At 68.2% G+C, this 26732-nt stretch carries 26 protein-coding genes; 9 read left to right on the top strand and 17 right to left on the bottom strand.

All coding sequences use genetic code 11. The annotated features are described in order from the left end of the window. Nucleotides 1-20 precede the first annotated feature (20 nt). From N8I71_RS01150 to N8I71_RS01190, 9 genes are all read right to left on the bottom strand, one after another. Nucleotides 21-797, bottom strand: a complete 777-nt coding sequence (locus N8I71_RS01150) for an SDR family NAD(P)-dependent oxidoreductase (protein ID WP_262876085.1) — start codon at nt 795-797, stop codon at nt 21-23. After that, entirely contained in the window at nt 794-2158 is a 1365-nt protein-coding gene (locus N8I71_RS01155) for a TRAP transporter large permease (RefSeq protein ID WP_262876086.1), read from the bottom strand. The genes N8I71_RS01150 and N8I71_RS01155 overlap by 4 nt, the downstream gene beginning before the upstream one ends. Then, on the bottom strand, nt 2158-2694 hold the full coding sequence (locus N8I71_RS01160; RefSeq protein ID WP_262876087.1) for a TRAP transporter small permease subunit: 537 nt from the start codon (nt 2692-2694) through the stop codon (nt 2158-2160). Before N8I71_RS01160 ends, N8I71_RS01155 begins: the two co-directional genes overlap by 1 nt. 72 nt (nt 2695-2766) lie before the next feature. Next, nucleotides 2767-3795 (bottom strand): TRAP transporter substrate-binding protein, encoded by a 1029-nt coding sequence (locus N8I71_RS01165; protein ID WP_262876088.1) that lies wholly within the window; start codon nt 3793-3795, stop codon nt 2767-2769. 125 nt (nt 3796-3920) lie between these two features. Further along, nucleotides 3921-4658: an SDR family NAD(P)-dependent oxidoreductase gene (locus N8I71_RS01170; protein ID WP_262876089.1), complete on the bottom strand. Its 738-nt coding sequence runs from the start codon at nt 4656-4658 to the stop codon at nt 3921-3923. Next, entirely contained in the window at nt 4655-6385 is a 1731-nt protein-coding gene (locus tag N8I71_RS01175; RefSeq protein ID WP_262876090.1) for a thiamine pyrophosphate-binding protein, read from the bottom strand. Before N8I71_RS01175 ends, N8I71_RS01170 begins: the two co-directional genes overlap by 4 nt. After that, a complete protein-coding gene (locus tag N8I71_RS01180) occupies nt 6382-7344 on the bottom strand; it encodes an alpha-ketoacid dehydrogenase subunit beta (RefSeq protein WP_262876091.1) in 963 nt (320 codons plus the stop codon). The genes N8I71_RS01175 and N8I71_RS01180 overlap by 4 nt, the downstream gene beginning before the upstream one ends. Next, the gene (locus tag N8I71_RS01185; protein ID WP_262876092.1) at nt 7344-8342 is read right to left on the bottom strand and encodes a thiamine pyrophosphate-dependent dehydrogenase E1 component subunit alpha; all 999 of its coding nucleotides are present in this window, start codon (nt 8340-8342) and stop codon (nt 7344-7346) included. The genes N8I71_RS01180 and N8I71_RS01185 overlap by 1 nt, the downstream gene beginning before the upstream one ends. After that, nucleotides 8339-9121: an IclR family transcriptional regulator gene (locus N8I71_RS01190; protein ID WP_262876093.1), complete on the bottom strand. Its 783-nt coding sequence runs from the start codon at nt 9119-9121 to the stop codon at nt 8339-8341. Before N8I71_RS01190 ends, N8I71_RS01185 begins: the two co-directional genes overlap by 4 nt. A gap of 93 nt (nt 9122-9214) precedes the next feature. On the opposite strand from N8I71_RS01190, the gene N8I71_RS01195 reads away from it, so the two are divergent. Further along, the gene (locus tag N8I71_RS01195) at nt 9215-10027 is read left to right on the top strand and encodes a hypothetical protein (RefSeq protein ID WP_262876094.1); all 813 of its coding nucleotides are present in this window, start codon (nt 9215-9217) and stop codon (nt 10025-10027) included. On the opposite strand, the gene N8I71_RS01200 is transcribed toward N8I71_RS01195, so the two are convergent. Further along, nucleotides 10024-11082 (bottom strand): LacI family DNA-binding transcriptional regulator, encoded by a 1059-nt coding sequence (locus N8I71_RS01200; protein ID WP_262876095.1) that lies wholly within the window; start codon nt 11080-11082, stop codon nt 10024-10026. The two genes, N8I71_RS01195 and N8I71_RS01200, sit on opposite strands and share 4 nt — an antisense overlap. A 92-nt stretch (nt 11083-11174) precedes the next feature. Between N8I71_RS01200 and N8I71_RS01205 the strand changes: the two genes are divergently transcribed. From N8I71_RS01205 to N8I71_RS01220, 4 genes are all read left to right on the top strand, one after another. After that, nucleotides 11175-12269, top strand: a complete 1095-nt coding sequence (locus N8I71_RS01205) for a carbohydrate ABC transporter permease (RefSeq protein WP_262876096.1) — start codon at nt 11175-11177, stop codon at nt 12267-12269. After that, entirely contained in the window at nt 12269-13105 is an 837-nt protein-coding gene (locus N8I71_RS01210) for a carbohydrate ABC transporter permease (protein WP_262876097.1), read from the top strand. The genes N8I71_RS01205 and N8I71_RS01210 overlap by 1 nt, the downstream gene beginning before the upstream one ends. Nucleotides 13106-13145: 40 nt before the next feature. After that, nucleotides 13146-14432, top strand: a complete 1287-nt coding sequence (locus N8I71_RS01215) for an extracellular solute-binding protein (protein WP_262876098.1) — start codon at nt 13146-13148, stop codon at nt 14430-14432. A gap of 74 nt (nt 14433-14506) precedes the next feature. Further along, nucleotides 14507-15592, top strand: coding sequence for a cellulase family glycosylhydrolase (locus N8I71_RS01220; RefSeq protein WP_262876099.1), 1086 nt, complete (start codon nt 14507-14509; stop codon nt 15590-15592). A 15-nt stretch (nt 15593-15607) separates the two neighbouring features. Here N8I71_RS01220 and N8I71_RS01225 read toward each other — a convergent pair whose 3' ends face one another. Then, nucleotides 15608-16309, bottom strand: coding sequence for an IclR family transcriptional regulator (locus tag N8I71_RS01225; RefSeq protein WP_262876100.1), 702 nt, complete (start codon nt 16307-16309; stop codon nt 15608-15610). A 106-nt stretch (nt 16310-16415) separates the two neighbouring features. On the opposite strand from N8I71_RS01225, the gene N8I71_RS01230 reads away from it, so the two are divergent. Beyond that, on the top strand, nt 16416-17609 hold the full coding sequence (locus tag N8I71_RS01230) for a CaiB/BaiF CoA transferase family protein (RefSeq protein WP_262876101.1): 1194 nt from the start codon (nt 16416-16418) through the stop codon (nt 17607-17609). Next, nucleotides 17606-18421 (top strand): citryl-CoA lyase, encoded by an 816-nt coding sequence (locus N8I71_RS01235; RefSeq protein WP_262876102.1) that lies wholly within the window; start codon nt 17606-17608, stop codon nt 18419-18421. Before N8I71_RS01230 ends, N8I71_RS01235 begins: the two co-directional genes overlap by 4 nt. Nucleotides 18422-19220: 799 nt before the next feature. Here the strand turns inward: N8I71_RS01235 and N8I71_RS01240 are convergent. The 6 genes from N8I71_RS01240 to N8I71_RS01265 all read right to left on the bottom strand — a co-directional run bounded on the left by N8I71_RS01240 (nt 19221) and on the right by N8I71_RS01265 (nt 24474). After that, on the bottom strand, nt 19221-20201 hold the full coding sequence (locus N8I71_RS01240) for an FAD:protein FMN transferase (RefSeq protein ID WP_262876103.1): 981 nt from the start codon (nt 20199-20201) through the stop codon (nt 19221-19223). Then, entirely contained in the window at nt 20182-22389 is a 2208-nt protein-coding gene (locus N8I71_RS01245; protein ID WP_262876104.1) for a PepSY domain-containing protein, read from the bottom strand. Before N8I71_RS01245 ends, N8I71_RS01240 begins: the two co-directional genes overlap by 20 nt. 11 nt (nt 22390-22400) lie before the next feature. After that, nucleotides 22401-22871 (bottom strand): DUF2271 domain-containing protein, encoded by a 471-nt coding sequence (locus N8I71_RS01250; RefSeq protein ID WP_262876105.1) that lies wholly within the window; start codon nt 22869-22871, stop codon nt 22401-22403. Between the two features lie 38 nt (nt 22872-22909). After that, nucleotides 22910-23296, bottom strand: a complete 387-nt coding sequence (locus N8I71_RS01255) for a hypothetical protein (protein WP_262876106.1) — start codon at nt 23294-23296, stop codon at nt 22910-22912. Between the two features lie 184 nt (nt 23297-23480). Next, a complete protein-coding gene (locus tag N8I71_RS01260; RefSeq protein WP_262876107.1) occupies nt 23481-24152 on the bottom strand; it encodes a cytochrome b/b6 domain-containing protein in 672 nt (223 codons plus the stop codon). Then, nucleotides 24145-24474 (bottom strand): PepSY domain-containing protein, encoded by a 330-nt coding sequence (locus N8I71_RS01265; RefSeq protein ID WP_262876108.1) that lies wholly within the window; start codon nt 24472-24474, stop codon nt 24145-24147. The genes N8I71_RS01260 and N8I71_RS01265 overlap by 8 nt, the downstream gene beginning before the upstream one ends. Nucleotides 24475-24619: 145 nt before the next feature. Here N8I71_RS01265 and N8I71_RS01270 point away from each other — a divergent pair, with 145 nt between their 5' ends. Both N8I71_RS01270 and N8I71_RS01275 read left to right on the top strand, forming a co-directional pair. Then, nucleotides 24620-25279, top strand: coding sequence for a response regulator transcription factor (locus tag N8I71_RS01270; RefSeq protein ID WP_262876109.1), 660 nt, complete (start codon nt 24620-24622; stop codon nt 25277-25279). Next, nucleotides 25276-26616 (top strand): ATP-binding protein, encoded by a 1341-nt coding sequence (locus N8I71_RS01275; protein WP_262876110.1) that lies wholly within the window; start codon nt 25276-25278, stop codon nt 26614-26616. Before N8I71_RS01270 ends, N8I71_RS01275 begins: the two co-directional genes overlap by 4 nt. Nucleotides 26617-26732 lie beyond the last annotated feature (116 nt).

Below are 26732 nucleotides of genomic sequence, written 5' to 3' on the forward strand. Positions count from 1 at the left end.
CCGGCGCTCAGACGTCGTCGTCAGAGCGACATGCCCCCGTCCACCGGCAGGAGGACACCGGTGACGAACGAGGCCGCGTCGGAGGCCAGAAACAGTGCAACCTCCGCCACTTCCCAGGGGGTCCCCTGCCGGCCCATGGGCACAAGCCGCGCACGTGCGGCGGCAAGCTCCTCCGGGTCGGCGTCGGGCGCGACGATCGCGGTCACGTGCGGCGTGTCGATCGGTCCCGGAAGCACGACGTTGGCGCGGATGCCCTTTTCCGCGTAGACACGCGCGATGGACTGCGCCATCCGCTGCAATGCCGCCTTCGACGCCTCGTAGGCAACGTAGGAATACGGCCCCGAGCGGAGCCCCGCGAGCGAGGAAACGTAGACAAGCGCGCCCTTCCCCTCGGCCTCCATCGCCGGAAGGACGGCACGCGACAGGTGATAGGCGGCGTTGAGGTTCACGTCGAAGACGCGGGTCCAGTCCTCGGGCGCGGTCTCGACGACGCCGCCCTTCACGCTCGTGCCGAGATTGTAGTGCAGAACGTCGATGCCGCCCCCGGCGAGCATCCGCGTCACGGCGCCCTGCGCCTCCTCCGGCCGGGTGAGATCGGCGGTGTGGGCAAGCGCCCTGCCGCCTTCGGCCTCGATGATGGACACCGTTTCGGCCGCCGCATCCGGGTTGCGGTCGATCACGAAGACCTCGGCCCCTTCCCGGGCATAGAGGATCGCGGCGGCCTTGCCGTTGCCCACACCGGGCCCGATCGATCCGCCGCCGGCCAGCAGAACGCGCCGCCCCGCGAAACGCGTCACCGAAGCACCGCCTCGGGCAGGGCCAGGACGATCCACGGCTGCCAGATCAGGAGGCCGAGGACGCCGACCTGCAACAGGACGAAGGGGATGATCCCGCGATAAACCTGCGCCATTGTCACGGCTCCACCCGCCGCGCCCTTCAGATAGAAGAGCGCGAAGCCGAAGGGCGGCGTCAGGAACGAGGTCTGCAGGTTCACCGCCACCAGCACCGCGAACCAGTAGATCAGGTCCGCGCGCGCCACGTGATCGCCGAGGTCCATGATCTGAACGATGGGCGCGAAGATCGGCAGCACGATGAGCGTGATCTCGATCCAGTCGAAGAAGAAGCCCATGATGAAGACCATGACCATCATCATCGCCAGCAGCCCCCAGTCGCCCAGCGCCAGGCTGCGCGCGGTGTCGACGATGAAGTGCTCGCCGCCGATGTGGCGGAAGACATAGGCGAAGGCGGTGGCGCCGACGAAGATGAAGAACAGCATGGCGATGGTGCGCACCGATCCGTCCATCGCGCCCGACAGCGTCGGCCAGTTCAGACGGCCGCGGATGAACCCGAGAAGCAGTGCCGCGAAGGCGCCGACGCCCGAGGCCTCGGTCGGTGTCGCAAAGCCGCCGATGATCGAGCCCAGAACCGCCACGATGATCAGGAGCGGCAGGGCGAGCGAGATCAGGAATTCCCGCATCAGGCCGGCGCGTTCTTCCGGCGGGATCGGCGGCGCCTTGGGCGCGCTCGACGGGTTCAGCGCCGAGGTCACCACGATGTAGACGAGGTAGGCCCCCGCGAGGACCAGTCCCGGGATGAAGGCGGCGACGAAGAGCTTGGCGAGGTTCAGCGTCAGGAGGTCGCCCATGAAGACGAGCATGACAGAGGGCGGTATCAGGATGCCGAGGGTCCCGGCGCTCGCCACCGTGCCGGCCGCGAGCGACGGGGAATAGCCCTTGGAGATCATCGTCGGCAGCGCGAGCACCGTCAGCATGACCACCGAGGCCCCGATGATGCCCGTCGCCGCGGCGAGGATCGTGCCCATCAGCGTCACCGCGAGCGCAAGGCCACCGGGCACCGCGCGCAGGAGCTTCTGTAACGAGATAAGCAGGTCCTCCGCGATCCGCGTTCGCTCCATCACCAGGCCCATGAAGATGAACATGGGCGCGGCCACGAGAACCGGGTTCTCGATGATGCCCCCGAAGATGCGGTTGGGCATCAGCGTGACCTGCGCGAAACGCATCTCGCCGAGGGCAAGCGCGAGCCCGCCGAAGATCAGCGTGACACCCATCAGGACGATGCCGACGGGAAGCGTCGAGAACAGCCCCGCGATCAGCGCGAGGAACATGAGGCCGGGAAGGATGTCGATGAGCGCTTCCATCACTCGGCCTCGAACGGGCTGTCGACGAGGTCGGGGCGCGCCACCGCAACGCGGATGCGCAGCGCCACCGACAGCGCGCCAAGGATCGTCAGGAAGGCCGAGAGCGGGATCGCTGCCTTGATGATCCAGCGGTTCGGCAGGCCCATGCCGCCGACAGGCCCCTCGTTCCTCTCGAAGGCGCGCGCCGCGAAATCCCAGCCGAACCAGATCAGGAGGCACATGAAAGGGATGAGGAACACGAGGATCGCCCAGAATTCCAGTTCCAGCTTCAGCCTACGGCTCATGCGGTGGGCGAAGATGTCGATCCGCACATGGGCGTCGCGGATATAGGCGTATCCGAAGCACAACACGGCGATCGCCCCGTGCAGGTGCCATTCGAGATCGGAGACAACGAAGGACCCGGTGTTGAAGAAACGCCGTCCGATCACGTCGTACATGATGACGGCGGTCAGGATCAGGAGCATCAGCCCCGCCGCCTTGGCAAAGAGATGGCAAGGCAGCGCGAAGGCGCGCGCGATGTGCAGAAGCGTGGTCATGTCGGCCGAATCCTTGCGGTCTTGGGTCCGCCGGGACCGCCTGAGCGGTCCCGGCCTGGTCGCTTCACGCGATCAGTCGACGTAGGCGAGCGCTGCCCAGTCGGCGTATTGCGCGCGGAAGTCCTGGATGTGGTTCCAGACCCGGGCGAACTCTTCGCTCTCGGCCACCTTCTGTGCCACGACGCGCTCCCAGGCGCCTTCGAAGGCGGCCAGCATCTCGTCGGACCAGCGGTGGACCGTCACGCCATGCTCGTTGACCATGGTCGCCAGCGGCTCGAGCTGGATCGCCTCGCCCTGTGCGGTCGTCAGCGCGACGTTGGCGGCGCAGACTTCCTGGACGGCGGCGCGTTCCTGGTCGGTGAGCCCGTTCCAGCTGTCGCCGTTCATCAGGAATACGATGAGCGACGTCTGCTGGTGCCAGCCGGGGAAGTAGTAGTGGCCGGCGTGCTCGTACATGCCCAGAGCGTTGTCGATGGCCGGGAAGCTGATTTCGGCGGCGTCGATCGTGCCGAGGTTCAGCGCCGTCATCGTGTCGGCGGGCGGCAGGTTCTGCGCCTGGACGCCAAGCTCCTGCATCACGGCGGCGCCGAGGCCGAAGATCCGCATCCGAAGACCCTGCAGATCCTCGACGCTTTCGATCGGCTCGCGGAACCATCCCGAGGCCTCGGGCGAGAGGATCGCGCAGAGCTCGCCATGGACGTTGAAGGGCGCGATGACCTCGTTGTAGAGCTCATAGCCTCCGCCATTGTACCACCAAGCGGTGTATTCGCGGACGTCCGGCCCGAACGGGAACGCGGTGAAGAGCGCGGCGGACGGCACGACGCTTTCCGCGAAACCGGGCGAATACCACGCGGCCTCGATTGCGCCGGTGGAGATTGCATCCCAGATCTCGTTGCCGCCCACGATCTCGCCGGGGTTGCGGAAGATCAGGTTCAGCGATCCGCCCGTCAGTGCCGAAATGCGCGGCCCGATATTCTGGCCGCTGTCGCCCAGGAGCGGCAGGGTCCCCTGGTAGATCGACTGCATCTCTACGTCGTTGGCCTGCACGGCGGTCGCCGAAAGGCCCAGTACCGCCGCGGCGGCGAGGGGTGTCAGTTTCATGGTTTCGTCCTCCCTTCTGTGATGTCGTTCGTCGGGCCTTGGCCCGGATTTGCCCGAAGGCCTCCTTTTTTCTTTTCTTGGTTTCGCTCTCCCGAAGTCTCTGGCCCTCCTCCCGGCCGGGAAACCTATTGGCCTTGAAGCGCCATCTGCGCGTCCTTCACGCCTACGCCCGCGGCGAGAAACCCGCCATCGACCGCAAGGCATTGTCCCGTCACGTGCCGGGCACGCGGCCCGGCGAGGAACGCCACGGCATCCGCCACCTCGGCGGCCTGAGCATAGCGGCCCTGCGGGATCGTCGCGAGGTAGTCGGCGACCTGGCTCGCGGGGTGAGAACCCTGCGCGAGCGGCCCCTCCACCGGCCCCGGCGCAACGGCGTTCACGGTGATGCCGCGCGGGGCGAGTTCGACGGCCATCTGCCGGGTCAGCTGCACCAGACCCGCCTTCGACACGCCGTAGGCCGTACGTCCGTAACCCGCGCGGAAGGCCGAGACCGAGGCGATGTTGACGATGGCCCCGCCGCCGCGCATCGCCTGCACCGCCTCCCGGCTCATGTGGAAGGCCGCGGTCAGGTTCAGGCCGATGATCCGGTCCCAGACATCCGCCGAGGTATCGAGAAACGGCACGATCCGCCCGGTTCCGGCGCAGTTCACCAGCACCGATATCTCCCCTGCGGCCTCCAGCAGCGCGCGGCGGCCTTCGGCATCGGTGATGTCGGTGACATAGCCCGATTGCGCCCGCCCCGTGGCCTCCACCGGTTGCAGATCGGCAAGGATCACGCGCAGTCCCGCCTCCGCCAGGGCGTCGCCAATGGCCCGGCCCAGCGTGCCGGCGCCTCCGGTGACGATGGCGGTTCCCCGGCTCATGCCACGCGGTCCCCCTTCTTCACCTGCACCGTGCGGCTGTCGACCGCCGGAAGCATCCGCGAAGGATCGCGCGTCACCATCACGTCGATGACGCTGGGCCGGCCGCGTTCGGCGAAGGCGGCGAGCAGCGCGGCCTCCAGGTCCTCCGGCCGTTCCACCCGCTGCCCGTGGCAGCCCATGGCGTTGGCCACGGCGGCATAATCCGTCTCGGCAAGGTCCGAGGACTGGTAGGCGCCCTGGCCGTACATCAGGTGCTGAAGCGCCTTCACGTAGCCGGAGGCGGCGTTGTTCACCACGATGACCGTGATGCCGAGCCCCATGCGCCGCGCTGTTTCCAGTTCGCCCAGCACCATGTTGAAGCCGCCATCCCCGGTAAGGCCCACGACCACTGCCTCGGGCGCGGCAAGCTGTGCGCCCATCGCCCCCGGAAGGCCGTAGCCGATCGAGGCAAATCCGCGATCCGGCACGAAATGCCGCCCGGCGCGGCGCGTGTCGAAGAGAAGCCCGCCCCAATGCGCGGCGAACCCGCCGTCCGCGATGAGATAACCGTCCTCCGGCAGGAGCCGGTTCAACTCCGTGATGAGCCGGCCCATATGCACCGGAGTCTCGTCCGACAGCCGCTTCTCGACGGTCTCCTCGCGCCAGGACTCCATCCGGGCGGGCACCTGGGCCAGGTAATGCGCCCGCATCTCGCGCTGCTGCGCCGCCGTCCCTTCGAGCGCGTGGCGCAAGTCCTGGAGACCGGCCTTCGCATCGCCCCAGAGCTTCACGGTCGGCTTGTAGGTGCGCCCCATTTCCTCGGCCACGATCTCGAGATGGATCAGCGTCTTTCCCGGGGCGGGCACGGTGAACCGCTTCGTCGCGATCTCGCCCAGCTTGCAGCCGACGACAAGCAGGCAGTCGCTTTCTTCTATAAGTTTGTTCGCGATCCGGTCGTAGCGGCCGAAGAGCCCCGCGTTCAGGGGCGACTGGCAGGAGATCGCACCCTTGCCGGTCATCGTGTGCGCGACCGGTATGCCGCAGGCCTCGGCCAGTGCCGTGACCTCCGCGGTTGCGCGCGAGATATGCACGCCGCCACCGCAGAGCATCAGGGGACGTTCGGCACCGGCCAGGAGTGCTGCGGCACGCGACAGCGCCTCGGCATCGGGGCGGCATCGAAGCGCGGGGGCCGACTGGTGGGCCGGATCGGCTTCGAAGTCGTCCTCGGCGAAACCGTGAAGCCCGTGGGCCACGTCCTCGGGCACGTCCACGACCACGGGGCCCGGTCGCCCGGAGGTCGCGACCGCGAAGGCGCGGCGGATCGCTTCGGGGATGCGGTGCACGGCCTCGACGCGGATGAGTTCCTTGCACGCCGGGCGCAGGATGGCGACCTGGTCGGTCTCCTGCGTCATGTTCTTGCCGGCATGGTCGCGCTGCGCGTCGCCGACGATGGCGACAAGCGGACTGCCGGCGTTCAGCGCCTCGACGAGGCCCGTCACGAGGTTCGTCGCCCCCGGCCCAAGCGTCGCGTCGACAAGGCCAACGCGGCCCGAGACCTTGGCATAGGCGTCCGCCGCGAACGTCGCGCAGCGTTCGTCGTTGATGAGGTGATGGTTCAGGCCAAGCCGCCGCGCCGCGTCGTAGAATGGCAGAAGCTGGAAGCCCCCCATCCCGAACATCGGCCCGGCGCCGTGCGCCAGAAGCATCCGCACGAGGGCCTCGCCACCGGTCATCTCGTTCGTGCTCATGCGCATAGCTCCCTTGCGGCGTCGGCGATCATGTCGGCCGTGACCCTCAACTGGTCCTCGAGGTTCGGCGCGTAGGGGATGAGCGCGCGGGGCGCGCCGATCCGCCGGGGCCGGGCCTTGAGATCCGCCTCCTGCACGACGGTCGCCACGACTTCGGCACCGAAACCGCCCACCGCGACGCTTTCATGCGCCACGAGAAGCCGCCCGGTCCGCGCCGCGCTCTCGATCACCGCTGTCCGGTCCCAGGGCCAGAGGCTTCGCAGGTCGATCACCTCCGCGCCGATACCCTCGGCGGCGAGGGTCCGGCCCGCCTGTTCCGCGCGGTTGGCGCAGTCGGACCAGCTGACGATGGTGACGTCGCCACCCTTCAGACGCACGCGCGCCGTGCCCCATTGGTAGGGCGCGGCCTGGTCGACCTCGCCCTCGTTCGCCCAGATGTTCTTGTGCTCGAGGTAGACGACGGGATCGTCCGCCTCGATCGCCGCCTTCATCATCGAGAAATTGTCCTGCGCCGTCGACGGCACGGCGACGACGAGGCCGGGGATATGGGCATACCAGCTTTCGAGCGACTGCGAGTGCTGCGCGGCCGAGGATCGCCACATGCCCATCGGCTTGCGGATCACCATGGGAGCGCGCGACTGGCCGCCGAACATGAAACGCGCCTTGGCGATCTGGTTGATCAGCTCGTCCGTGGCGCAGAGCGCGAAGTCAGCGAACCGCATCTCGACCACGGGGCGTGTGCCGACCATCGCCGCGCCGAAGGCGGCGGCCATGATCGCGGCCTCCGAGATCGGGGCATCCGACACGCGGTCCGGTCCGAACTCCTCGCGCAGGCCCTTGTACTGGCCGAAGACGCCGCCGCGGCCGAGATCTTCGCCCACGCACCACACGGTCGGGTCCGCGGCCATCGCCTGCCGGAGCGCCTCGAGCGCCGCGCCGCCATAGGTCATCACACCCATCAGTAGGCCTCCAACTCGGGCGAGCCGATGTCCTGAACGTCCGCGAAGACCGATCCGTCTTCCGGGAAGGGCGCGGCGGCGGCGGCGGCAAGCGCGGCCTCCATCTCGGCCCAGGCGTCGGACGCAATCCGGTCGAGATCCGCCTCGGCCACGCCGGCGCCCAACAGGATCTCGCGCTGCCGCGCGATGGGATCGTCGCTGGCGATCCGTGCCGCGGCCTCTTCCTTCGCGCGGTAGGTCGCGGGGTCGAAATAGGTGTGGCCGCCCTGCCGGAAGGTGCGGGCATGCAGGAACGCGGGCTGGCGGTCGCGGCGGATGGCGGCGACGAGGTCGCGCGCGATGTCGGCAACCGCCTCCACGTCGTTGCCGTCGACGACCTCGGTGCGGATGCCGAAGGACTTCGCCCGGGCAGCCGCCCCCTCGCCCGCCGTCATGTCCGACGTGCGGGTCGTCGCCGACCATTCGTTGTCCTCGCAGACGAAGAGTACCGGCAGGCCGAAGACCGCGGCCCAGTTGAGCCCTTCCAGGAAGGGGCCGCGGTTGATCGCGCCGTCGCCGAAGATGTCGACCACGATCCTGTCGTCGCCCAGAAGCTTGATGCCGTGGGCTGCCCCCGCACCGATCGGGATATTGGCCGAAACCACGCCGTTCGCGCCCAGCATGCCGACCCCGAAATCCGCGATGTGCATCGAGCCGCCCTTGCCGCCGCAGCAGCCGCCCGCGCGACCCAGAAGCTCCTCCATCATCGCGGTGGGATCGGCGCCCTTGGCGAGCGTGTGGCCGTGACCGCGATGGGTGGATAGAAGCAGGTCGTCGCGCCGGAGTGCCGCGATGATCCCTGCCGCGCAGGCCTCCTGTCCGATGGAGAGATGTATCGCGCCGAGCACCAGCTGGTCGCGGGTCGCCGCAAGCTCGGCCTGTCTTTCGAAGGCGCGAATGCGTTCCATCATGGTCAGGAGCGCAAGGCCCCGCGTCCGGTCGTAGTTCGGTTGCGTCACGTGTCGGCCTCCGGTTCGCGTACGCTCAGTCGTGCGGCAAGGCGCGCCGCCTCTTCCCGCAACGCGGGCAGGACCACCTGCTCCAGCCGCGCCTGGTCCATGCGCTCGTTGATCGCGCCGACCGCGAGCGCGGCGGCGAGACGCCCGCCCGCCGTCACCACCGGCAAGCCGACGGCACTCATCGCGGCGACCACGCCGCCGGCGTTCATGGCATAGCCCACGCGGTCGTACTCCGCCTTCGCGCGCTCCAGCCGTTCGGCATCGAATCCGTATTCGGCAAGCCAGCCCGCGTTGGCGCGATTGACCGCGGCGCGGGTCGAGGCCGGCATCGCGCAATAGAGCGCAAGCGCCCCCCCTCCGACGCCGAGCGGCCGCCGGTCGCCCCGGTCGAGGGTCAGCGTCCGGATCGGATAGGCCCCGACTTCTCGGGCGACACATACGGCGGAGGGACCCTCAGGCACCGAAAGGAAGACGGTGTCGCCCGTCGCTTCGGCCAGCCGCCGCATCCCGCGATAGGCGATCCCGGCCATGTCGATGGCCGCCGCCGAGCGTGCGAGCGCGCCAAGCCGGGCCCCCAGACGATAGGTCCGGGCTTCGGGGTCCTGCGCGACGTAGTCGACATCCTGAAGCGCCGCGAGGACGCGATGCGCGGTGGTCTTGGAAAAGGACGTGCGGGCGACGACGTCGGCCAGGGCGGCGCCTTCGGGCATGTCGACAAGTGCGTCGAGCACACGCGCGGCGCGGGCGATAGACCCCACGGCGGCCTCGTCGTTCGGCATGTCTCCTCCCCTTTGTTCCGATTATCGGAACGCTTATTGCCGATTAGTGAAACTGGATTGTTTGATTCCGTCAAGGGCTATAGACGTCTGCCCATGAAAGGCGCGCCGCTCCTTCTCGACTCGATCACCGACGTGGCCCCGCACCATGCCGGTCAGATCGCCGTGTCCGGCTCCCATGGCGGCCTCTATCCTGCCGCGATCGCCAGTCGGGCCGGCCTGAGGGCGGTGATCCTGAACGACGCCGGCAAGGGGCTGGACGGTGCCGGCATCGCTGGGATCATGGCGCTGGATCGCGTGGGCATGGCCGCCGCCGCCGCGGATTGCATGAGCTGCGAGATCGGCTCGGCGCGCGACATGATGGAGCGGGGGCGGATCGGCACTGCGAACGCCACTGCCATGGCCCTTGGTGTCACACCGGGCATGAGTGTCGCGGACGCGGCGGCCAGACTGGCGGATGCCGTGAACCCTGCCGCAGTGCTCCCCCCGGTGGAGGAGGCCGCACGCACGGAAACCATCGGCCCCCACCGTCACATCGTACGGCTGCTCGACTCGGCCTCACTCGTCGGACCCGGCGATGCGGGCGGGATCGTCGTCACGGGCTCGCACGGCGGATTGATCGGCGGCGACCCGGCCAGGGCCCTGAAGGCGCAGGCGCGCGTGGCGGTCTTCAACGACGCGGGCGGGGGCCGGAACGGGATCGGCTTCACCCGGCTTCCGGCACTCGACGCACGCGGCGTCGCGGCCGTGACGGTGGCGCATGACAGCGCGCGGATCGGCGAGGCGGCCTCGGCGCTGGCGACGGGCCGGATCTCGGCGTGCAACAGGCTCGCAGCCGCGCTCGGGGCCGAGGTGGGACTGCCACTGCGCGACTGGATCGCCGGCCTGCCGCCCGTTGCAACCGACTAACGGGCGCCCGGCACCTCGGCGAAAGACCCTCCGGACCGCCCGAAGTGCGAACCGCGCACAACGGCCGGACATTCCATCCGCAGCATGGTCGCGCCGGCATCGGGTGCCCCGAGGATGTGGGCGGCGCACCACTGACCCATTTCGCGATGCGGAAGCAGGACCGTCGTCAACGGCGGGTTCAGGTGCTGGGCGATCTCCTGGTCGTCGTAGCCCATCACGGCGATGCTCTGCCCGACCGTCTCGCCGCGTTCCTTCAGGGCCTCGTAACAGCCAACGGCCATCAGGTCGTTGGCACAGAAGATCGCGTCGGGCCGGGTCCGATCCAAAAGCCTGTGGGTCGCGGCATGACCGCCGGAGGGAAGGAAGTTCCCCTCCTCGATCAGGGACGGATCGACGGTGAGACCCGCCGCGCGCAGGGCGCGTTCGTAGCCTTCCATCCGTTGGTCGGACGCGTCCATCCAGCTCTCGCCCGAGATGAAGGCGATGCGCCGGTGCCCTGCCTCGAGAAGAAGACGTGTCGCCGTTTCCCCGCCCCTGCGCTCGGCCGGAACGACGGACGCGAAACGACCCTCGGCGTCATAGCAGTTCAGCAATACCGCGCGGTGCCGCGACAGCGCGTCGGGCGGCTCGACCCTGCGCGTCAGGATCGAGGCGTAGACCACACCTTCGACCCGGTCGGCGGCCCATTTCCGCAGCACCGCGGCCTCGTAGCCCCGGTCCCCGCCGGTCATCACGACCTCGACGAGAACGCCCGCCTTCCACGCCTCTTCCTGCAACCCTTCGATCGAGATCGCGGCAAAGGGGCTGGTGGCGACCTCGTCGAACATGATGCCGATCACCCGGCTGCCGGCGGCCTTCGGCGGCCGGCCCGCGCCGCGCGGACGATAGCCGAGCTCGGCCACCGCCTTCAGGACACGCCGCCGCGTCTCGGCACTGATGCGCATGTCGTCGTTGCCGTTCAGCACGAAGGACACGGTCGACTGCGACACGCCTGCCCTGAGCGCGACCTCCTTCATCGTCACGCGTGTCGGCCCGTCCTGCGCCCCGTTGTCCATGCTGAACCTCCGAGAAGCTAATAAATATTGCTAAACTTATTAGCACAAGTCACAATGAGCGCAGAATCGGCCCGTTTGGGAGGGCGCGCCAGATGACCAACCAAAGACGCGGGAAGCGTGGTCTCACGCAGACGCAGGCTGCGGCGATCCTTCTGTTGCCATTCCTCGCAGTCTACGCGGCCTTTCTCGTCTACCCGTTCTTCCGAGGTGTCTGGATCAGCCTGCACGACTGGAATCTTCTCGCCGTGGCGTTCAACCCCGACGCCAGGGAATTCGTCGGCGCCGAGAATTACGTCCGCACCATGTGGGGGCGGAACATGGAATGGGGACTCTTTGCCAGCCCGGTCATGCAAACCGTTGGTGTCCTCGGGATCGGGCTGGCCCTTTTGGGATACAGGGCGGGACGACTGACGCGGTCGACGGCGCTCGCGCTCGGGATCGCGGGTGCGCTGTTCTTCCTGCTGCCGGGCTTCCATCCCGGCGAGGACGGTCGCTGGTACGACCGGAGGTTCTGGCCGACGGTGGGCAACACGATCCTCTTCGTCGCTCTGGCCGTGCCCGGCGTCACGGTCACCGCCCTGATCCTCGCCGCGGCTCTCGACGGCGAGACCCGGGCGAAGGCCGTGCTCCGGACGCTGTTTTTCCTCAGCCAGGTCCTGTCGGTGACGGTCGTCACGCTGATCTGGCAGATCATGTTCTCGCCCCGGCAGGGCCTGATCGCGAACGTGACAGAGGCCCTCGGCGGCACGCCCGTGACCTGGCTCACGAACGAGCAGTTCGCCATGGCGGCCATCGTCATCACCACGATCTGGTGGTCGCTCGGGATCGCGATGATCCTGTTTCTAGCCGGCATCCAAGACATTTCGAAGGACATCTACGAGGCGGCCGCCATCGATGATGCAACCGGCATCAAGGCCTTCTGGTACATCACCCTGCCGAACCTGAAGCGGACGGTCACGCTGGTCGTGGTCCTTCAGATCATCCTGCATTTCCAGGTCTTCGGTCAGGCTCATTTGATGACGCAAGGCGGGCCGAACGACAGCACGCAGGTCCTCGTGCGCTACATCTACCAGACCGCCTTCCGCGACAGCGAGCTCGGGAAGGCCTCGGCCATGGCGGTGTTCCTCTTCGTGATCATGGGCGCCTTCTCGGTCGTGCAGTTCGTCGTCGGGCGGGAGGAGGAGTGATGCTCAACCGCTCCTACTACTGGCTGATCCTGGCGTTATCGGTTCCGGCCTTCCTGTGGCTTATCCCGACGATCTGGATGATCTCGCTGTCGTTCCAGCCCAACGACGTGCTGGCAAGGACGACCTCGACCACGGCCTTCGGCCTCGTCCCAATCCCCTTCACCGCCGAGAACTACGCCGCGCTCTTCAGCTTCGGACAGACGCCGCGCTGGTTCTTCAACTCGATGGTGGTGGCCGGCGGCATGACGCTGGGAGTTCTCGCGGTCTCGACCACGGCGGGATACGCGCTTGCTCGGCTGGAGTTTCCCGGAAAGGGGGCGGTGACGCTTCTGTGCCTGATCGGGCTGATGGTGCCGGAACAGGCCGTGTTCATCCCGCTCTACACGATGTTCGCCGACTTCGGCTGGCACAATTCGTACCACGCGCTGATCCTGCCGCGCATGGCGGTGCCGATCGGCGTCTTCCTGATGATGCAGTTTTTCCGCGCCATCCCGAAGGACATCGAGGAAGCGGCGCGGATCGACGGCGTCGGGTGGTTGCAGATCTTCTGGTACATCATGCTGCCGCTGGCGCGGCCGGCGATGATGACGCTCGCGATCCTGACGTTCCTCTATGCCTGGAACGACTATCTCTGGCCGCTCGTCTCGGCGCGCGAGCCCGAGCGCTTCACGATCACTCTGGGCCTCGCCTCGATCCAGTCGAACTTCGCGCAGTCCGAGGGGCTGGGCCGGGTCATGGCCTCGGGCGTCATCGCCTCGGCGCCGGTCGTGATCCTGTTCCTGATTTTCCAACGCTACGTGGTCCAGGCCATGACGGCCGGGGGGACCAAGGGCTGAACCGGGGCGGAACCGCGCCCCAATCCAAGGGAGGAAAGACATGAAACATGTTCTGATCGGCACCGCTCTGGCCGCCATGGCCGTGACCGGGGCATCCGCGCAGGAGGTCTCGCTCGGCCGGTTCTTCGGCGCCTGCGAGGATGCGGGCACCGACACGACGACAAGCGTGGGCGAAGCCTGCATCATCCAGTCGATCATCAACGCGGCGGACGCAGAACTTGACGGGATCTCCGTCAACACCCTGCCAACGGACTGGGGCAACTACTATGACCAGATCATCGCCGCCTATGCGGGCGGCGAGCCGCCGGACATCCACGTCATGCATCGCCACCGCGTGCCGCAATTCGCGGGCCTCGGCGCATTGGCGGAACTGTCGGGCGATCTCGCGGCGGCCGGCATCGACGTGAACGACTGGGCACCCGCCGCGCTCGACGCGGTCAGTTACGAGGGCGGCATCTACGGCGTGCCGATGGATTTCCACGCCAACCTCTGGCACGTCAACATGGAGATCATGGAGGCCGCCGGCCTCGTGAACGATGACGGAACGCCGATCCTTCCGACCTCGCCGGAAGAGCTGCTGGCCCATGCCGCGATGGTCGAGGAAGCGACCGGCCATGACTACCTCGCCGCCGACTTCGCGCAGTTCCCCATCGGTGTCCGTCTGGTCCTCGCCCTGATGTGGCAGCAGGGCGAGAACATCTTCACCGAGGACGGGACCGCGACCATCGACACCGAGGCCGCGCGCAACGCCGTCACCGCGATCACGCAACTCTTCGATGCCGGCCATGCCGATCCCCAGTTGAACTACGCCGACAGCCAGCAGGCGTTCCTGAACGGCGAGGCGGCCGTTCTGGTGAACGGCACCTGGGTCGTCGACTTCTACGACGCGGAGGCCGCCAACCCCGACGTGGCTCTGTCCGACTACTACGTCGCCGATTTCCCCACCCTCTTCGATGAGGGTGCGACCTGGGCCGACAGCCACATGTGGGCGATCCCCGCCTCGCTTCAGCGGGACGATCCCGAAACCTACCAGGCCGCGCTGCGGGTGCTCGCCTTCATCAACGACCACAACATCGACTGGGCGCGGACCGGCCACATGGCGGTGCGGAACTCGGTCCTCGCGTCCGACGCCTATGCCGGACTGCCCCACCGCGACGAGTATGCCGGAACCGCCGCCATCGCGCGCGACACGCCCGCCTCGGACAGCTATGGCGCGATCCAGGACGTCCTGAACCGCGAGCTTCAGGCGATCTGGCTCACCGGCAAGTCGCTCGACGACGCGCTGTCCGATGCCGAACTCGAAGTGCAGGACCTGCTCGACGGCTGAGCCGAGATGCTCCGGCCCGGCGTCCCCGGGCCGGAGCGCGTCCCGAGACCGAATTGCCAGAGGAAGACGAGGCCATGTCCCGCTGGACCGAGGCAGAGGCACAGGCGTGGTGGGCGAAACGGCCCTGGGTCTGCGGCTTCAACTACCTGCCATCCACGGCGGTCAACTTCCTCGAGATGTGGCACCGAGACAGCTTCGACCCGGCCACCATCGAACGGGAACTGGGATGGGCCGCAGCCGTCGGTTTCAACGCCTTCCGCATCAACCTTCATTACCTTCTTTGGAAACATGACCGTGACGGCCTGATCGACAGGCTCGACCGGGTGATGGGCATGGCGCACCGCGCCGGCATCTCCACGATCCCCGTCCCGTTCGACGATTGCGGCTTCGGCGGGGAGGAGCCGGTCCATGGCCCACAGCCCGACCCGGTGCCCGGTGTCCACAACAGCCGCGCCGTGGCGAGCCCGGGCCGCGCCCGCCTCGCCGACGAAACCGAGGACGCGCAGGTCCGCGCCTATCTCACGGATGTCCTGGCGCAATTCCGCGAAGACCCCCGCGTGCTCCTTTGGGATCTCTACAACGAGCCTGGCAACAGGATGATCTTCGGGCGTGAGGGCGCGGCGGAGCACCTTCCCGATTTCACCGGGCGGAGCCTCGCGCTGTTGCGGGACAGCTTTGCCATAGCCCGCACCATCGGCCCCGCGCAGCCTGTCACGGCCGGCGCCTGGAGCACCGCGCCCGTGGGTTCGGAAGACCCCTCATACCAGACGGCAGCCGACCAGTTCGCGCTCGACAATTCGGATGTCGTGACCTTCCACGCCTACCTCTCCACACCGAAGGTCGCCGCGATCATCGACACGCTCGCCGCACGCCGGCGGCCGATGCTCTGCACCGAGTGGATGGCGCGGCCGGTCGGCAGCCGCATCGACGACCAGCTCGCGCTGTTCCGTGCGCGGGGCGTGGGTTGCATTCAGTGGGGGCTCGTCAGGGGAAGAAGCCAGACCTGGCTGCCATGGCCGCAGGACCTCGTGGCGGCCCATGGTGGCTCCACAGAGACTGGCGAGTGGTTTCACGACCTGCTCGACACCGACGGGACCGCGTATGACCCCGCAGAGATCGCAGTGCTGCGCGCGGTGACATCGGGGCAGCGCAACCTCTGAGTTACGCCTGCCCCCTCAGCGGCCGTTTGCGGGGGCCGGTACGATGAACGGCGTAAGGCGGCCCTGTGCCTCCTTCAACGCGGCAAGGAGCGCCGGCTGCCGTTCCTCGCCGAACCGCGTGACCAGCCCCGAGAGCGCAAGCGCGGCGTCGACCTTCCCCGTCGAGGCAAGAAGCGGCACGGCGATGGACGCCACTTCCGGGTCACGCTCGCCCAGGGAAACGGCATGGCCCGCGGCCCGGATGGCCCGATCGGCTTCCGTCCCGCCGCCGCCATGGGCCAGAAGCACACGGCCGGCCGCGCCCTTGTCGAGCGGCAGAATGGTTCCTTCGCGTACCGCGTGGCGTATGGCGCGGTCGGGCTCTTCCCGGACGAGGCAGACCCGCCGATCTCCTTCGCGCACGTAACACGACGCAGTTTCGCCCGTGCGGGCGGCCAGCCGGTGCAACTCGGGCCGAAGGATATCCGCCAGCTCGAAGGCCTCGCGGTAGACCGCGCCCAGCCGCCAGGCAGCTGGCCCGAGCCGAAAGCGCCCATCCTCGCCACGCACGAGGTAGCCGAAACGCTGCAGCGACACCGCCAGGCGCAGGATCGTGCTCTTGTAGAGCCCGCTTGCGCGCGACAGGTCGGCAAGCGCGAGCGTCGGGGTCTCGGGCGTGAAGCATTCGAGCAGGCCAAGCGCGCGCTCCACCGCCTCGACGCCTTTCGGTTCGGTCATGGGTTCCGCCTCGGCTTGCGTTGACTCGGGGCAGCGCCAATGGCACTGATGTTTCACTAAATAGAATATTGTTCTACCTAACAGAACGCAATACACAGGCCACTCAATGCAGGATCCGCTCTCGGGCATCCGCGTCCTTGATCTGACCAACGTCCTTGCCGGACCCTTCTGTTGCCATCAGCTGGCGCATCTGGGCGCCGAGGTGATCAAGGTGGAGGCCGTTGGCCGCGGCGATCTCGCCCGCCAACTCGGGGCCGACCCCGAATTGAATGCCCGGGACATGGGCGTCTCCTTTCTCGCGCAGAATGCCGGGAAGAAGTCGGTGACGGTGAACCTGAAACACCCCGAGGGCCGCGCGCTGTTCCTCCGCCTGGTGGGAACCGCCGATGTTGTCGTCGAGAACTTTCGCCCCGGCGTGATGGACCGGCTGGGCGTCGGCTACGGCGTGTTGCGCGAGGTCCGACGGGACCTCGTCTATTGCGCGATCTCGGGCTTCGGCCAGGACGGGCCCTGGGTGAAGCGGCCGGCATACGACCAGATCATCCAGGGCATCTCGGGCGTCATGTCGATCACCGGAGACGCCAAAAGTGCGCCTCTACGGGTCGGCTATCCGATCGCCGACACCGTGGGTGGAATGACCGCCGCCTTCGCAGTCGCCGCCGCGCTAAACGCCCGGCCGCGCGGAGGATTCATCGACGTGTCCATGCTGGAATCCGTTCTGGCGACGATGGGCTGGGTCGTGTCGAACCACCTCATCGCGGGCGTCACCCCCCAGGCGAACGGGAACGAGAACCCGACCTCCGCGCCGTCCGGCACGTTCGAGGCCGCAGGCGGGCCCATCAACATCGCCGCGAACAAGGACGAGCAATGGCAGGCGCTGGCCCGCCATCTCGGGCGCGAGGACCTGCTGGTGCATCCCGACTACGCAACGCGCGAGGATCGCAAGGCGAACCGCCACGCGCTCAGGGAGGAGTTGGAAACCGTGCTGCGAACACGGCCGGCGCACGACTGGGCGCGGGAACTGAACGCAATCGGCGTGCCGGCGGGCGCGGTGATGACGGTGCCCGAAGTTCTCGAAAGCGAGCAGATCGCCGGACGCGGATTTCTCGAACGCTTCGAGAAGGTTCCCGGCGTCGGCCGCGACATCGCGGTGGTGACGACCGGCGTGAAACTCGACGGCCGGGCGCCGAGCGTGTCGACCCCTCCGCCCGAACTGGGTCAGCACGCGACCGAAATCTGGACCAGCTTGGGGCTCGGGCCGGACGAGATCGACGATCTGAGGGAAAGGGGCGCGATATGAGCGGGAACGGAAGCGATGTCTCGGACTGGTGGTCCACCGCCATCATCGACATGGCGCCGGGGCAAATCCGGCTGCGCGGCCATACCATCGAGGAACTCGTCGGCGCCGTTACATTCCCGCAGATGATCTGGCTGATGACACGGGGCGACCTTCCATCCGAAGGACAGGCGCGTCTGCTTGAGCACGCACTCGTCGCCGCCGTCGATCACGGGCCCCAGGCGCCATCCATCGCCGCCGCGCGCATGGCCGTCACCTGTGGCCTCGGCCTGAACGGCGCGATTTCCTCGGCGGTCAACATGCTCGACGATGTGCATGGCGGCGCCGGGGAACAGACGGTCGAGATGTTGCGGGCGATCGATGACGACACCGCTTGCGGAACGCCGCTTGGCGAGGCGGTGCCAAAGGCCATCGATGAGTGGCAGGCGAAGCGGAGCCGCTATATTCCCGGTTTTGGCCACCGGTTCCATAAACCCGAAGACCCGCGTGCGCCGCGCTTGCTGTCCCTCGTCGATGAAGCGGCGCGCGACGGCGTTGTCGACGGCCGCTTTGCCGCCATCGGTCGGGCATTGCAGGCGGAGCTGAACGCTCGCAAAGGCAGCCCGGTGCCGATGAATATCGATGGGGCCACCGCCGTCATCTATGCCGAGCTCGGCTTCGCGGCGCCGCTGGCGCGCGGTCTGTTCTGCCTGTCCCGTTCGGTGGGCATCGTCGCGCATGCCTGGGAACAGATGCAGCAAGGCGGTCGCAACAAGGGGCCGACGCCACCGGCCTACCGCTGGACCTACACCGGGCCGAACCCGATCGAGGAATGAGCTCCGACACTGCCATGCAGAGGGAGCGAGGAACGCAACCGCGTCCTGGAGGTCGGCGGTCGCAACCTCGATCACGTGGAAAAATTCGGCTCGTGGGTCGGCAACTTGTGATGTCGCGCTCACCATTGATTTGATAGGCATTCACCTAAGTATTGTCCTGACAGTGCCGGCGGGGCCAAACAAAACAGGGATTTCCGAACCAGTTTCGGTTCCGGGCAATCGCCGCCTCCAATCGCCGGAAGACGCGCCCCCCCATGCTTGCAGAGGCGCGCCCCGTCGGCTGCCTGGCGGTCCAAACGGCCATCGCGCCGCCCTCGGTTTCCCAACACATGCAGGTCCTTCGCCTCGCAGGTCACGTGCGGCGAGGCAATGGGACTGAGCCCAGCCGAGACAGCCACCGCTCCTCGAGGCGAGAACCGGCAACGGTCTCGATCACTGTATCGCCCTCCCCTAAAGCGCGGGGTCGTTCGGAAAACCCGCGGCCCGCGTCGCTTGGTTGACATGGGAACACGCACCTCGGCACGTGGCGGCGCGGATCGTCATGCGCAAATGGAAGGAACGTGGTCGGGAAACTCCTGCCGGAGATCCGCCGGGCGCGGCCCTCCGCGAAGGGTTCGAGGAAGGTGGCACACGACTACATCACCGCGGCGAGCGCCGCCGACATGGACAGAGCGGGAATGTCGCCGGCGGCCCGGACGAGGGACGCGAGATCGGGCCGCAACTCCGGCGACCAGACCCGTCATGGCCAACAGAAGGATCGCGGACTTCAGGCGATCGGCCCGGGGCCGTCCCATGCCGCTCATCTTGCTCCGGTCTGGTCGCCTGCCCCGGGCGCCACGGAAAACAGGTGGCCGACAGCTGAAGCCCGTGCCCTCCCGTCATCACCACGCAGAAGAAACAGCGCGTCGATCCCGCGCTCCCGAGCCAGATCCGCGCCCCTCTCCGCGCCAAGCACCATCAGCGCCGTCGCCCAGGCATCGGCCTCGGCACAGGTGCGGGCCACCACGGTGACAGAGGCCGGCGAGGCGATCAGCGGCGCACCGCGCCTTGGGTCCATCGTATGCGACAGGCGGCGCCCCTGAACCTCGACCCAGTGGCGGTAGTCGCCCGAGGTGGCCACGGCGGCGTCCTGCAGCGCGAGGACCGAGTGTGGCGTCCGGCGCTCCGTGTCTGGGGCTTCCACCGCGATGGTCCAGGCCTCTCCGTCCGGGCGGAGGCCTGTGGCGCGGAGCTCCCCGTCGATCCCGACGAGGGCGTCGTCGATCCCGTGGTCGCGCAAGGTCTCGGCCAGCCGGTCGACCCCGTAGCCCTTGGCGACGCCGTTGAGATCGAGCGCGACGGGCGCCGTCTTGCGCAGCCTCATACCCTCGAACTCCAGCACCTCATGTGCCGGGCGGCGCGGCACTTCCATCGCGGCACGGATGCCATCGGGCGCGGCGGCCTCCGGCCCAAAGCCCCAGGCGGTTACCGCGTCGCCCATGCCGACGTCGAAGGCACCGCCCGAGGCGCGGCCGATCTCGAGACCGAGGCCAAGGACGTGTCGAAGGCGCTCGGGCACCGCCACCCATTGGCCCACCGGCGCCGCGTTGAGCCGCATCAGGTCGCTGTCGGGCTTCCAGGTCGACATCTGTCCGTCCACTTCATCGACGGCCGCCTGCAGTGCCGCGCGGATCGGATCGGGGTCGACGCCCGGCTCTGCGTGGAACAGCGCCGTCCAGCGCGTTCCCATCGTCGGGCCGTTCAAGGCGATGCGCGCAAGATCAGTAGACATCTTCGACATACCGCCCCTCCGCCTTCAGCGCCGCGGGCGTAAGCCCGGAGGGTGCAAGGATCTCGGCAAGTGCATCGGTCACGCCCGCAGCCATGTCGCGCCCGCCGCAGACCATGACACGCGCCCCTTCGCGGATCAGCCGCGCCACCTGCGCCGCGTCATCGCGCAACGCGTCCTGCACGTAGTGGGGCCGCGCCCCGCGCGAGACGGCGGTGACCAGCCGGGTCAGACGCCCCTCCTCCTGCCAGGCGGGGAAATCGTTCCCGTAGAAGAAGTCGCTGTCGGGATGGCGCATGCCGAAGAACAGGTGAACAGGCCTCCGCCGTGCGTTGCCGCGCACGAAACCCGCGAGCGGCCCGATGCCTGTCCCGGCGCCGATAAGGATCAGCGGCGTCTGGCCCCGACCCGGACGGAAACCGGGGTTGCGGCGCAGGAAGGCGGCGATGGTGTCGCCCGGCTCAAGCGCCGTCAGTTGGGAGGAGGCAAGCCCGCCTGGATGTTTCCTGACCACGATCTCGACGAAGCCGTCACGCCGCCCGGAGGCGAGCGAATATAGCCGCGGCACGGGGCTGCCCGCGGGCAGGACGCCGATCAGGTCACCGGCCATGAACCGCGCGAACCTGTCCCCTCGCAGCCGCTGCCAAAGCGTCGCCCGCGGAAGCGCGAAACGCAGGATCGATGCCCCTGCCTGCACCTCGGCCCCGTAGTCCCGCCGCGAGATGAGGGTCAGCGTTTCGGTCTTGGGCAGCACGGGCTGGTGCGACAGTTCGAGGTTCAGGCCGAGAGCCGTCCCGAGCGCGCGGCCCCAGCGGGCGAAGTCCTGCGGCGACTGGCGGTCGATGGTGTCGAGCGGCGTGAGTTCGGGCCAGCCCTTCGCTCGGGCCGCTTGATCGACGGCATTCGCGAAGGCGCAATAGGCGGGAAAGCTGCGGTCCCCGAAGCCCAGCACGGCCAGAGGGATGTCCGGCACGCTGTCGAGGGCGCTCAGGCGGTCGAGAAACCCCGCCGCCGAGGCGGGCGCGGCCCCGTCGCCATAGGTCGCGGCGAGAATGATGACCCGCTCGGCACGTGTGTAGCGTTCCGGGGCGAAGCCCGACATCGGGCCGACATGCACGGTCTGGCCGGCCTCGGTCAGCGCGGCGTGAAGGGTCGCGGCGAAGCCCCAGGTGGTGCCGCCCTCGCTACCGACGAGCAGGATCGTCTCGGCGCGCCCGGCGGGCTGATTGCCCCGGATGCGCGGCCGACCGCGCCGCCCGGCGAGCCAGACCAGAACACCCGTCGCGCCCATCGCCGGCACGCCCAGCGCCATGAACCCGAGCACCAGCCCCAGCACGGCCGCACCCTGCCCCGTGTGCAGCATGTAAATCGTCTCCGATACCCGCTCCCAGCCGGTCAGGTCAGCCCATGCCAGGAACGCGCCCGTGCCCTGATCGAGATATCCCGTCCCCTGGTCGGTCTTCAGCGTGAAGACGTCCGTCGTGTCGCCGGGATAGGGAAAGCTCAACTCGCGCAACTCGGCGACGGGGGTCTGCTGCAACCTCGCCATCTGATCGAGTGGGAACCCCGTCTCCCCGCTCACCTCGGCCGGGATGGTCGGCGTGGCGCCGCCGTCGGGGAGCAGATCGAAGGTGGACGCCGTCATCCAGAGGGCGGTCGTGGCGGACAGGACGAGGCCGACCACGGCGATCCGGGCAATCTCCACGTGCAGCCTCCCCGCGAGCGGACCGCGCAGAGGAGCGAACCAGCGCCGCCAGCCGCCCGTCCGCCGCGCGACAAGCGCCGCGCCCGAAAGCGAAAGGACAAGCATGGCGGCGGCCCCGGCGGCCATGGCGATACGCCCGCCATCCCCGAGGAACAGAGAACGGTGCAGGTTCGTCAGCCAACGTTCGACCTGGTTCGGGTCCGCCGAGGCCACGCCCTCGCCCGTCGCCGGATCGATCACGGCCGCACCCGGCGTGCCCTGATCGAACCAGTACGCGGTGATCCGGCCCGAGGGCGACCGGCGGATCTGCTCGACGCCCGGATAGACCGCCTGGATACGGTCCGCGAGCGCGGCGACCGTCAGCCCCTCCTCCGCCTGCGGCGCGGCGAGCCGCTCGGCCGCGGGGAAGACCGACAGCGCCGCGCCGCTCAGCGCGAGAACGGTCAGGAGCGCGAGGGCCAGAAGACCCGGCCAGCGGTGGAGTGCACGGATCATGGCCCAGCTCCTCACATGTCGTAGCTGAAGCTGGCGATGTAGCGGCGGCCCTGCACCGGCGTCCCGGCGCCCTCGGACGTCAACGGTACCGCCACCTCGTTCGGGCTGTCGCGCATGTCCTCGACCGCCGCGTCGATGTGCAGGGTATAGCCCGCGTCGAAAAGCGTGTCGGCAAGGTCGAGCGTGATCTCCAGCGTGCGGCCGGCGCCGACACTGGCGCCGGTGATGCCGTTTACCTGCGCGGGGTCGCCAGCCGTGGCGCGGTACCAGTCGCTCAGGTGCTCGTAGTAGCGGGACTTGTCGCCGGCCATCCAGAGACTGCCGACATAGGTGCCCGAGGAGTCGGTGACGTAGAGCGCGAGATAGGCGCCGTCGCCGCCGTAGTTGGTAAGCGTCGTGGTCAGCGTCACGGGCCGTGCCATGGCGAGACCGGGGAGCGTCAGCGCTGTCGTGAGCGCAAGCGTTGCGAGTAGCGATTTCATCGGATGGATCCTTGTTCGGAAGGGTGCCTCGGGGCGGCTCAGTTCATTTGAACCTGCGGCGGAGCGCCGTTCCCGAAGAGGCCGTTCTGCGGCGGCGCGACGGTGCCGGCGGGCGCGGGATTGCGCGCGCCGCCGCGGCAATCGTCATCGTCGTCGTCATCGTCGTCGTCATCATCATCACAGTCGTCATCATCATCATCGTCGTCGTCGTGGCCGCGCCGCGCCCCATCGCGCCAGCCGCGCTCGTCGTCGTCGTCATCGTCGCTTGCGAGAACGAGCGGCATCGTCTGCCGGGCGTCATCGAAGAGTGCGGCGACGGGCCGGAGTACGCCGTCGGAAGGGGAAAGCATCGCGCTCCAGGCGGGGACACCGATCGCGGCGGTCAGCGCCGTGGACGCGACGAGAAGGGTCAGGGTCTTTTTCATGGCAGGGTCTCCTTTCGTCTGCTGGGAACTATCTGGTGACCCGACCTGAGCGCTTCCTGACGGCGGCGCGATTCCCGCTTCAGCTTGCTGTCAGGAAAAGGCCTCGTCGGAGAAAAAAAGGCCCCACCCGTGAAGGTGGGGCCAGGCGGGACCGAAGGGACGTCGGTCTTGGGGGTCTTGGCGGTCAGGCGATGTCGCCGGGACCGGGTCCGCGCTTGTCACCTGTGACCATGGCGCGGGCGAGGTGCTCATGATGCCGGAACGAGGCCAGCACCACCCCGCCCACATGCAGCGCGGCCAGCAGCAGCATCAGGTTGGCAAGGGTCTCGTGGACTTCCTTCAGCGGTCCCTCGACCTCTTGCCCCGAGGCGTATTCGCGCTCGTCACCGTCGTCGTCGGCCCATGCGGGCGCCACGATGGCAGGCATGGAGGGCAGCATCGCCACCCGCTCCGGCTCCGCCATCAGCCATCCGGTGAAGGCTGTGCCCGACAGCGTGACGAGCAGCGCCACGACCATCGCCGCACCCGCCGGGTTGTGGCCGAGGTAACGCCGTTCGCGCCCCCGGGCCATGTCCCCGAGATAGGCAAGCGTTTCGCCGGGCCCCTTCAGGAACTGGGCGAAGCGCGCATAGCGGCCGCCGACAAGACCCCAGACCAGCCGGAAAGCCACCAGACCGGCGACGGTGTAGCCTGCGACCTCGTGGACCGGCTGCAACTCGTCCGCGGTCAGCCAGGCCGTCGCGAAGGCCGCGACGAGACCCCAATGGAACACCCGGACCAGCGGATCCCAGACCCGGATCTTGCCGGTCGGCCCGGCATTCGCCGCAGGTGCGTCATGCGTGCTCGCGTCAGTCATTGTCGCCTCCGTCGCGATCCTGGTCCCGATCCTGCTCGCGCCGATCGTCCTGGTCGTCCTCGTATTCGAACTCGATCACCTCCAGCGTGGCCGGATGGACCGTCACCTCGATCCGCCGCCCCTCGGCATCCCGGCCGTCGATCTCGTAGCAGCCGTCGTCGATCTTGATGCGGCGCACCGTCCAGCCGTTCTCCTCGGCCAGCCGGGCGACGGCATCGCGCGGCTGCCAATCGGCCATCGGCACGAAGCAGTCGTCGTCCGCCAGCGCGACACCGGCCGGGAAGACCGCGAGAAAGCCGAGAATTGTGAATGTCTTCTTCATGGGCCAAACTCCTCGTCGCTCGCCTCTTGATGCACTTCATGCGCGGCGAAGCTGACGGCAGCCTGAAGAGGCCTTGGCCCGCGGCTTCAGTTTCGCGTCAGCCAGGCGGATCATGGAGGGTCATCGGGAAAGAACGGGGACGACCATGCGCATTCTGCTGATCGAGGACGACACGACGCTCGGCGCGGCCGTGCGCGACCAGATCGCGGCCGATGGCCAGTCGGTGGACTGGGTCACGCGGCTGGACGCGGCGGGCGACGCAATGGGCGCGACGTCCTACGATCTGATCCTGCTCGACCTCATGCTGCCGGACGGCCGTGGCATCGGGTTCCTCAAGGTCCTGCGCGCGCGGGGCGACGTGACGCCGGTCATCATCCTGACGGCACTCGACCAGGTCTCGGACCGGATCGAGGGGTTGAACGCGGGCGCCGACGATTACCTCGTGAAGCCCTTCGACCTCGCCGAACTGTCGGCCCGGATCGGCTCGGTCGCCCGGCGCTACAGCGGCAACCCGAACCCCATCGTCACCCATGGGTCGCTGGATATCGACCTGGCGGCGCGCAGCGTGCATCGGGACGGCAAGCCCGTCGCGCTGACGGCGCGCGAATGGGCGCTGTTCGAGGCTTTCCTCGCGCGCCCCGGACAGCTCCTGTCCAAGGCGCAACTGGAAGCGAAGCTCTATGCCTTCGACGCCGAGGTCGAAAGCAACACCATCGAGGTCCACGTGAGCCGCCTGCGCAAGAAACTGGGAAGCGCGGTCATCGAGACCGAACGCGGCATGGGCTACCGCCTGGGCAGGCCATGAGGGGGCCCGGCAGCCTTCAGGCACGGCTCGGCCTGTCAATCGGCCTCGTGCTGACGGTCCTCTGGCTTGCCGCCGCGACGGTTACGGCGCTGATCGTCCGAAACGAGATGGACGAGGTTTTCGACAGCGCCCTGCGCGAGACGGCTGAGCGCATCCTGCCCCTGGCCGTGACCGATATCGTCGGACGGGAAGTCCAGGGCGTGACCCAGCGGCTCGCGCCGATCCGGGAACACCGCGAGTTCTTCACCTACATCGTGCGGGACGCCGAGGGGCATATCCTGCTGCAATCCCACGCGGCCCATCCTTCGGTGTTCCCTCCGTACGACGGGCCGGGATTTGGCCAGACCGCAACCCATCGCATCTACAGCGACGCGGCGCTGCAGGGGACAATCCGCATCACGGTGGCCGAGCCACTGGCGCACCGCACATCGGTCGCGCGCGAAATCCAGATGGGCCTCGGCCTGCCGCTGTTGGTCGTGCTGCCCTTGGCGCTTGCGGCGATCATTCTCGCCGTCCGCTTCAGCCTCACCCCTCTCCGCCGGTTCCGCACCCGGCTCGAAGCGCGCGGAGCGCGAGACCTGTCAGAGGTGCCCGCGGACGACATGCCGGGGGAAATCGCCCCGCTTGCAGCCACGCTGAACGGGCTTCTGACCCGGCTGCGCGATGCTTTCGAGGCCGAGCGCAGCTTTGCGGCGAATGCGGCTCACGAGCTGCGGACGCCGTTGGCGGGCGCCATCGCACAGGCACAACGGCTGCGGTCGGAAACCCAGGACAAGGCCGCCGCGCAGCGTGCGACGGATATCGAGGAGACGCTCAAGCGGCTGACGCGCCGGACCGAACGCCTGATGCAGCTGGCGCGGGCCGAGGGCGGTCGCCTGACTTCTGAAACACCGTATGACGCACGCGCGGCCCTGCGCATCGTCGTGGAGGACATGGCGCGCGGCCCGCAGTCGCCGGCGATTGCGCTCGACCTTCCCGACACCCCGGTTCTGTCGACCATCGACGCGGACGCGCTCGGCATCGTCTGCCGCAACCTCGTCGAGAACGCGCTTCGGCATGGCGCCACCCACGGTGAGGTTGCGGTTACCCTTTCGCCGAGCGGTGTCCTGATCGTCTCGAACGGCGGGCCTGTCGTGGATAGGGATCGTCTCGCCCGCCTGACCGACCGTTTCCAGCGCGACCCGCAGAAGTCGGACGGCACCGGCCTCGGGCTCACCATCGTCGCCTCGATCGCGCAACGCACGGGGAGCGAGCTGACATTGGCATCGCCGAGGCCGGGTGCGCCGGACGGATTCGAAGCGCGGTTCCAATTGCCCATGACGCCCTCCGCGGCCTGATCCTGCCGGGCGATGGCACACCTGGTGATCGTGTGGCGACCCTCGACCGGCCGGGAACTCGAATAGGGGAAGGCATATGACGGTCCGCACAGCTTCATGCGCGAAGACGGAATTCG

Origin of the sequence: Roseicyclus sediminis (genome assembly GCF_025515305.1) — a bacterium.
GTDB lineage: Bacteria > Pseudomonadota > Alphaproteobacteria > Rhodobacterales > Rhodobacteraceae > Roseibacterium > Roseibacterium sediminis.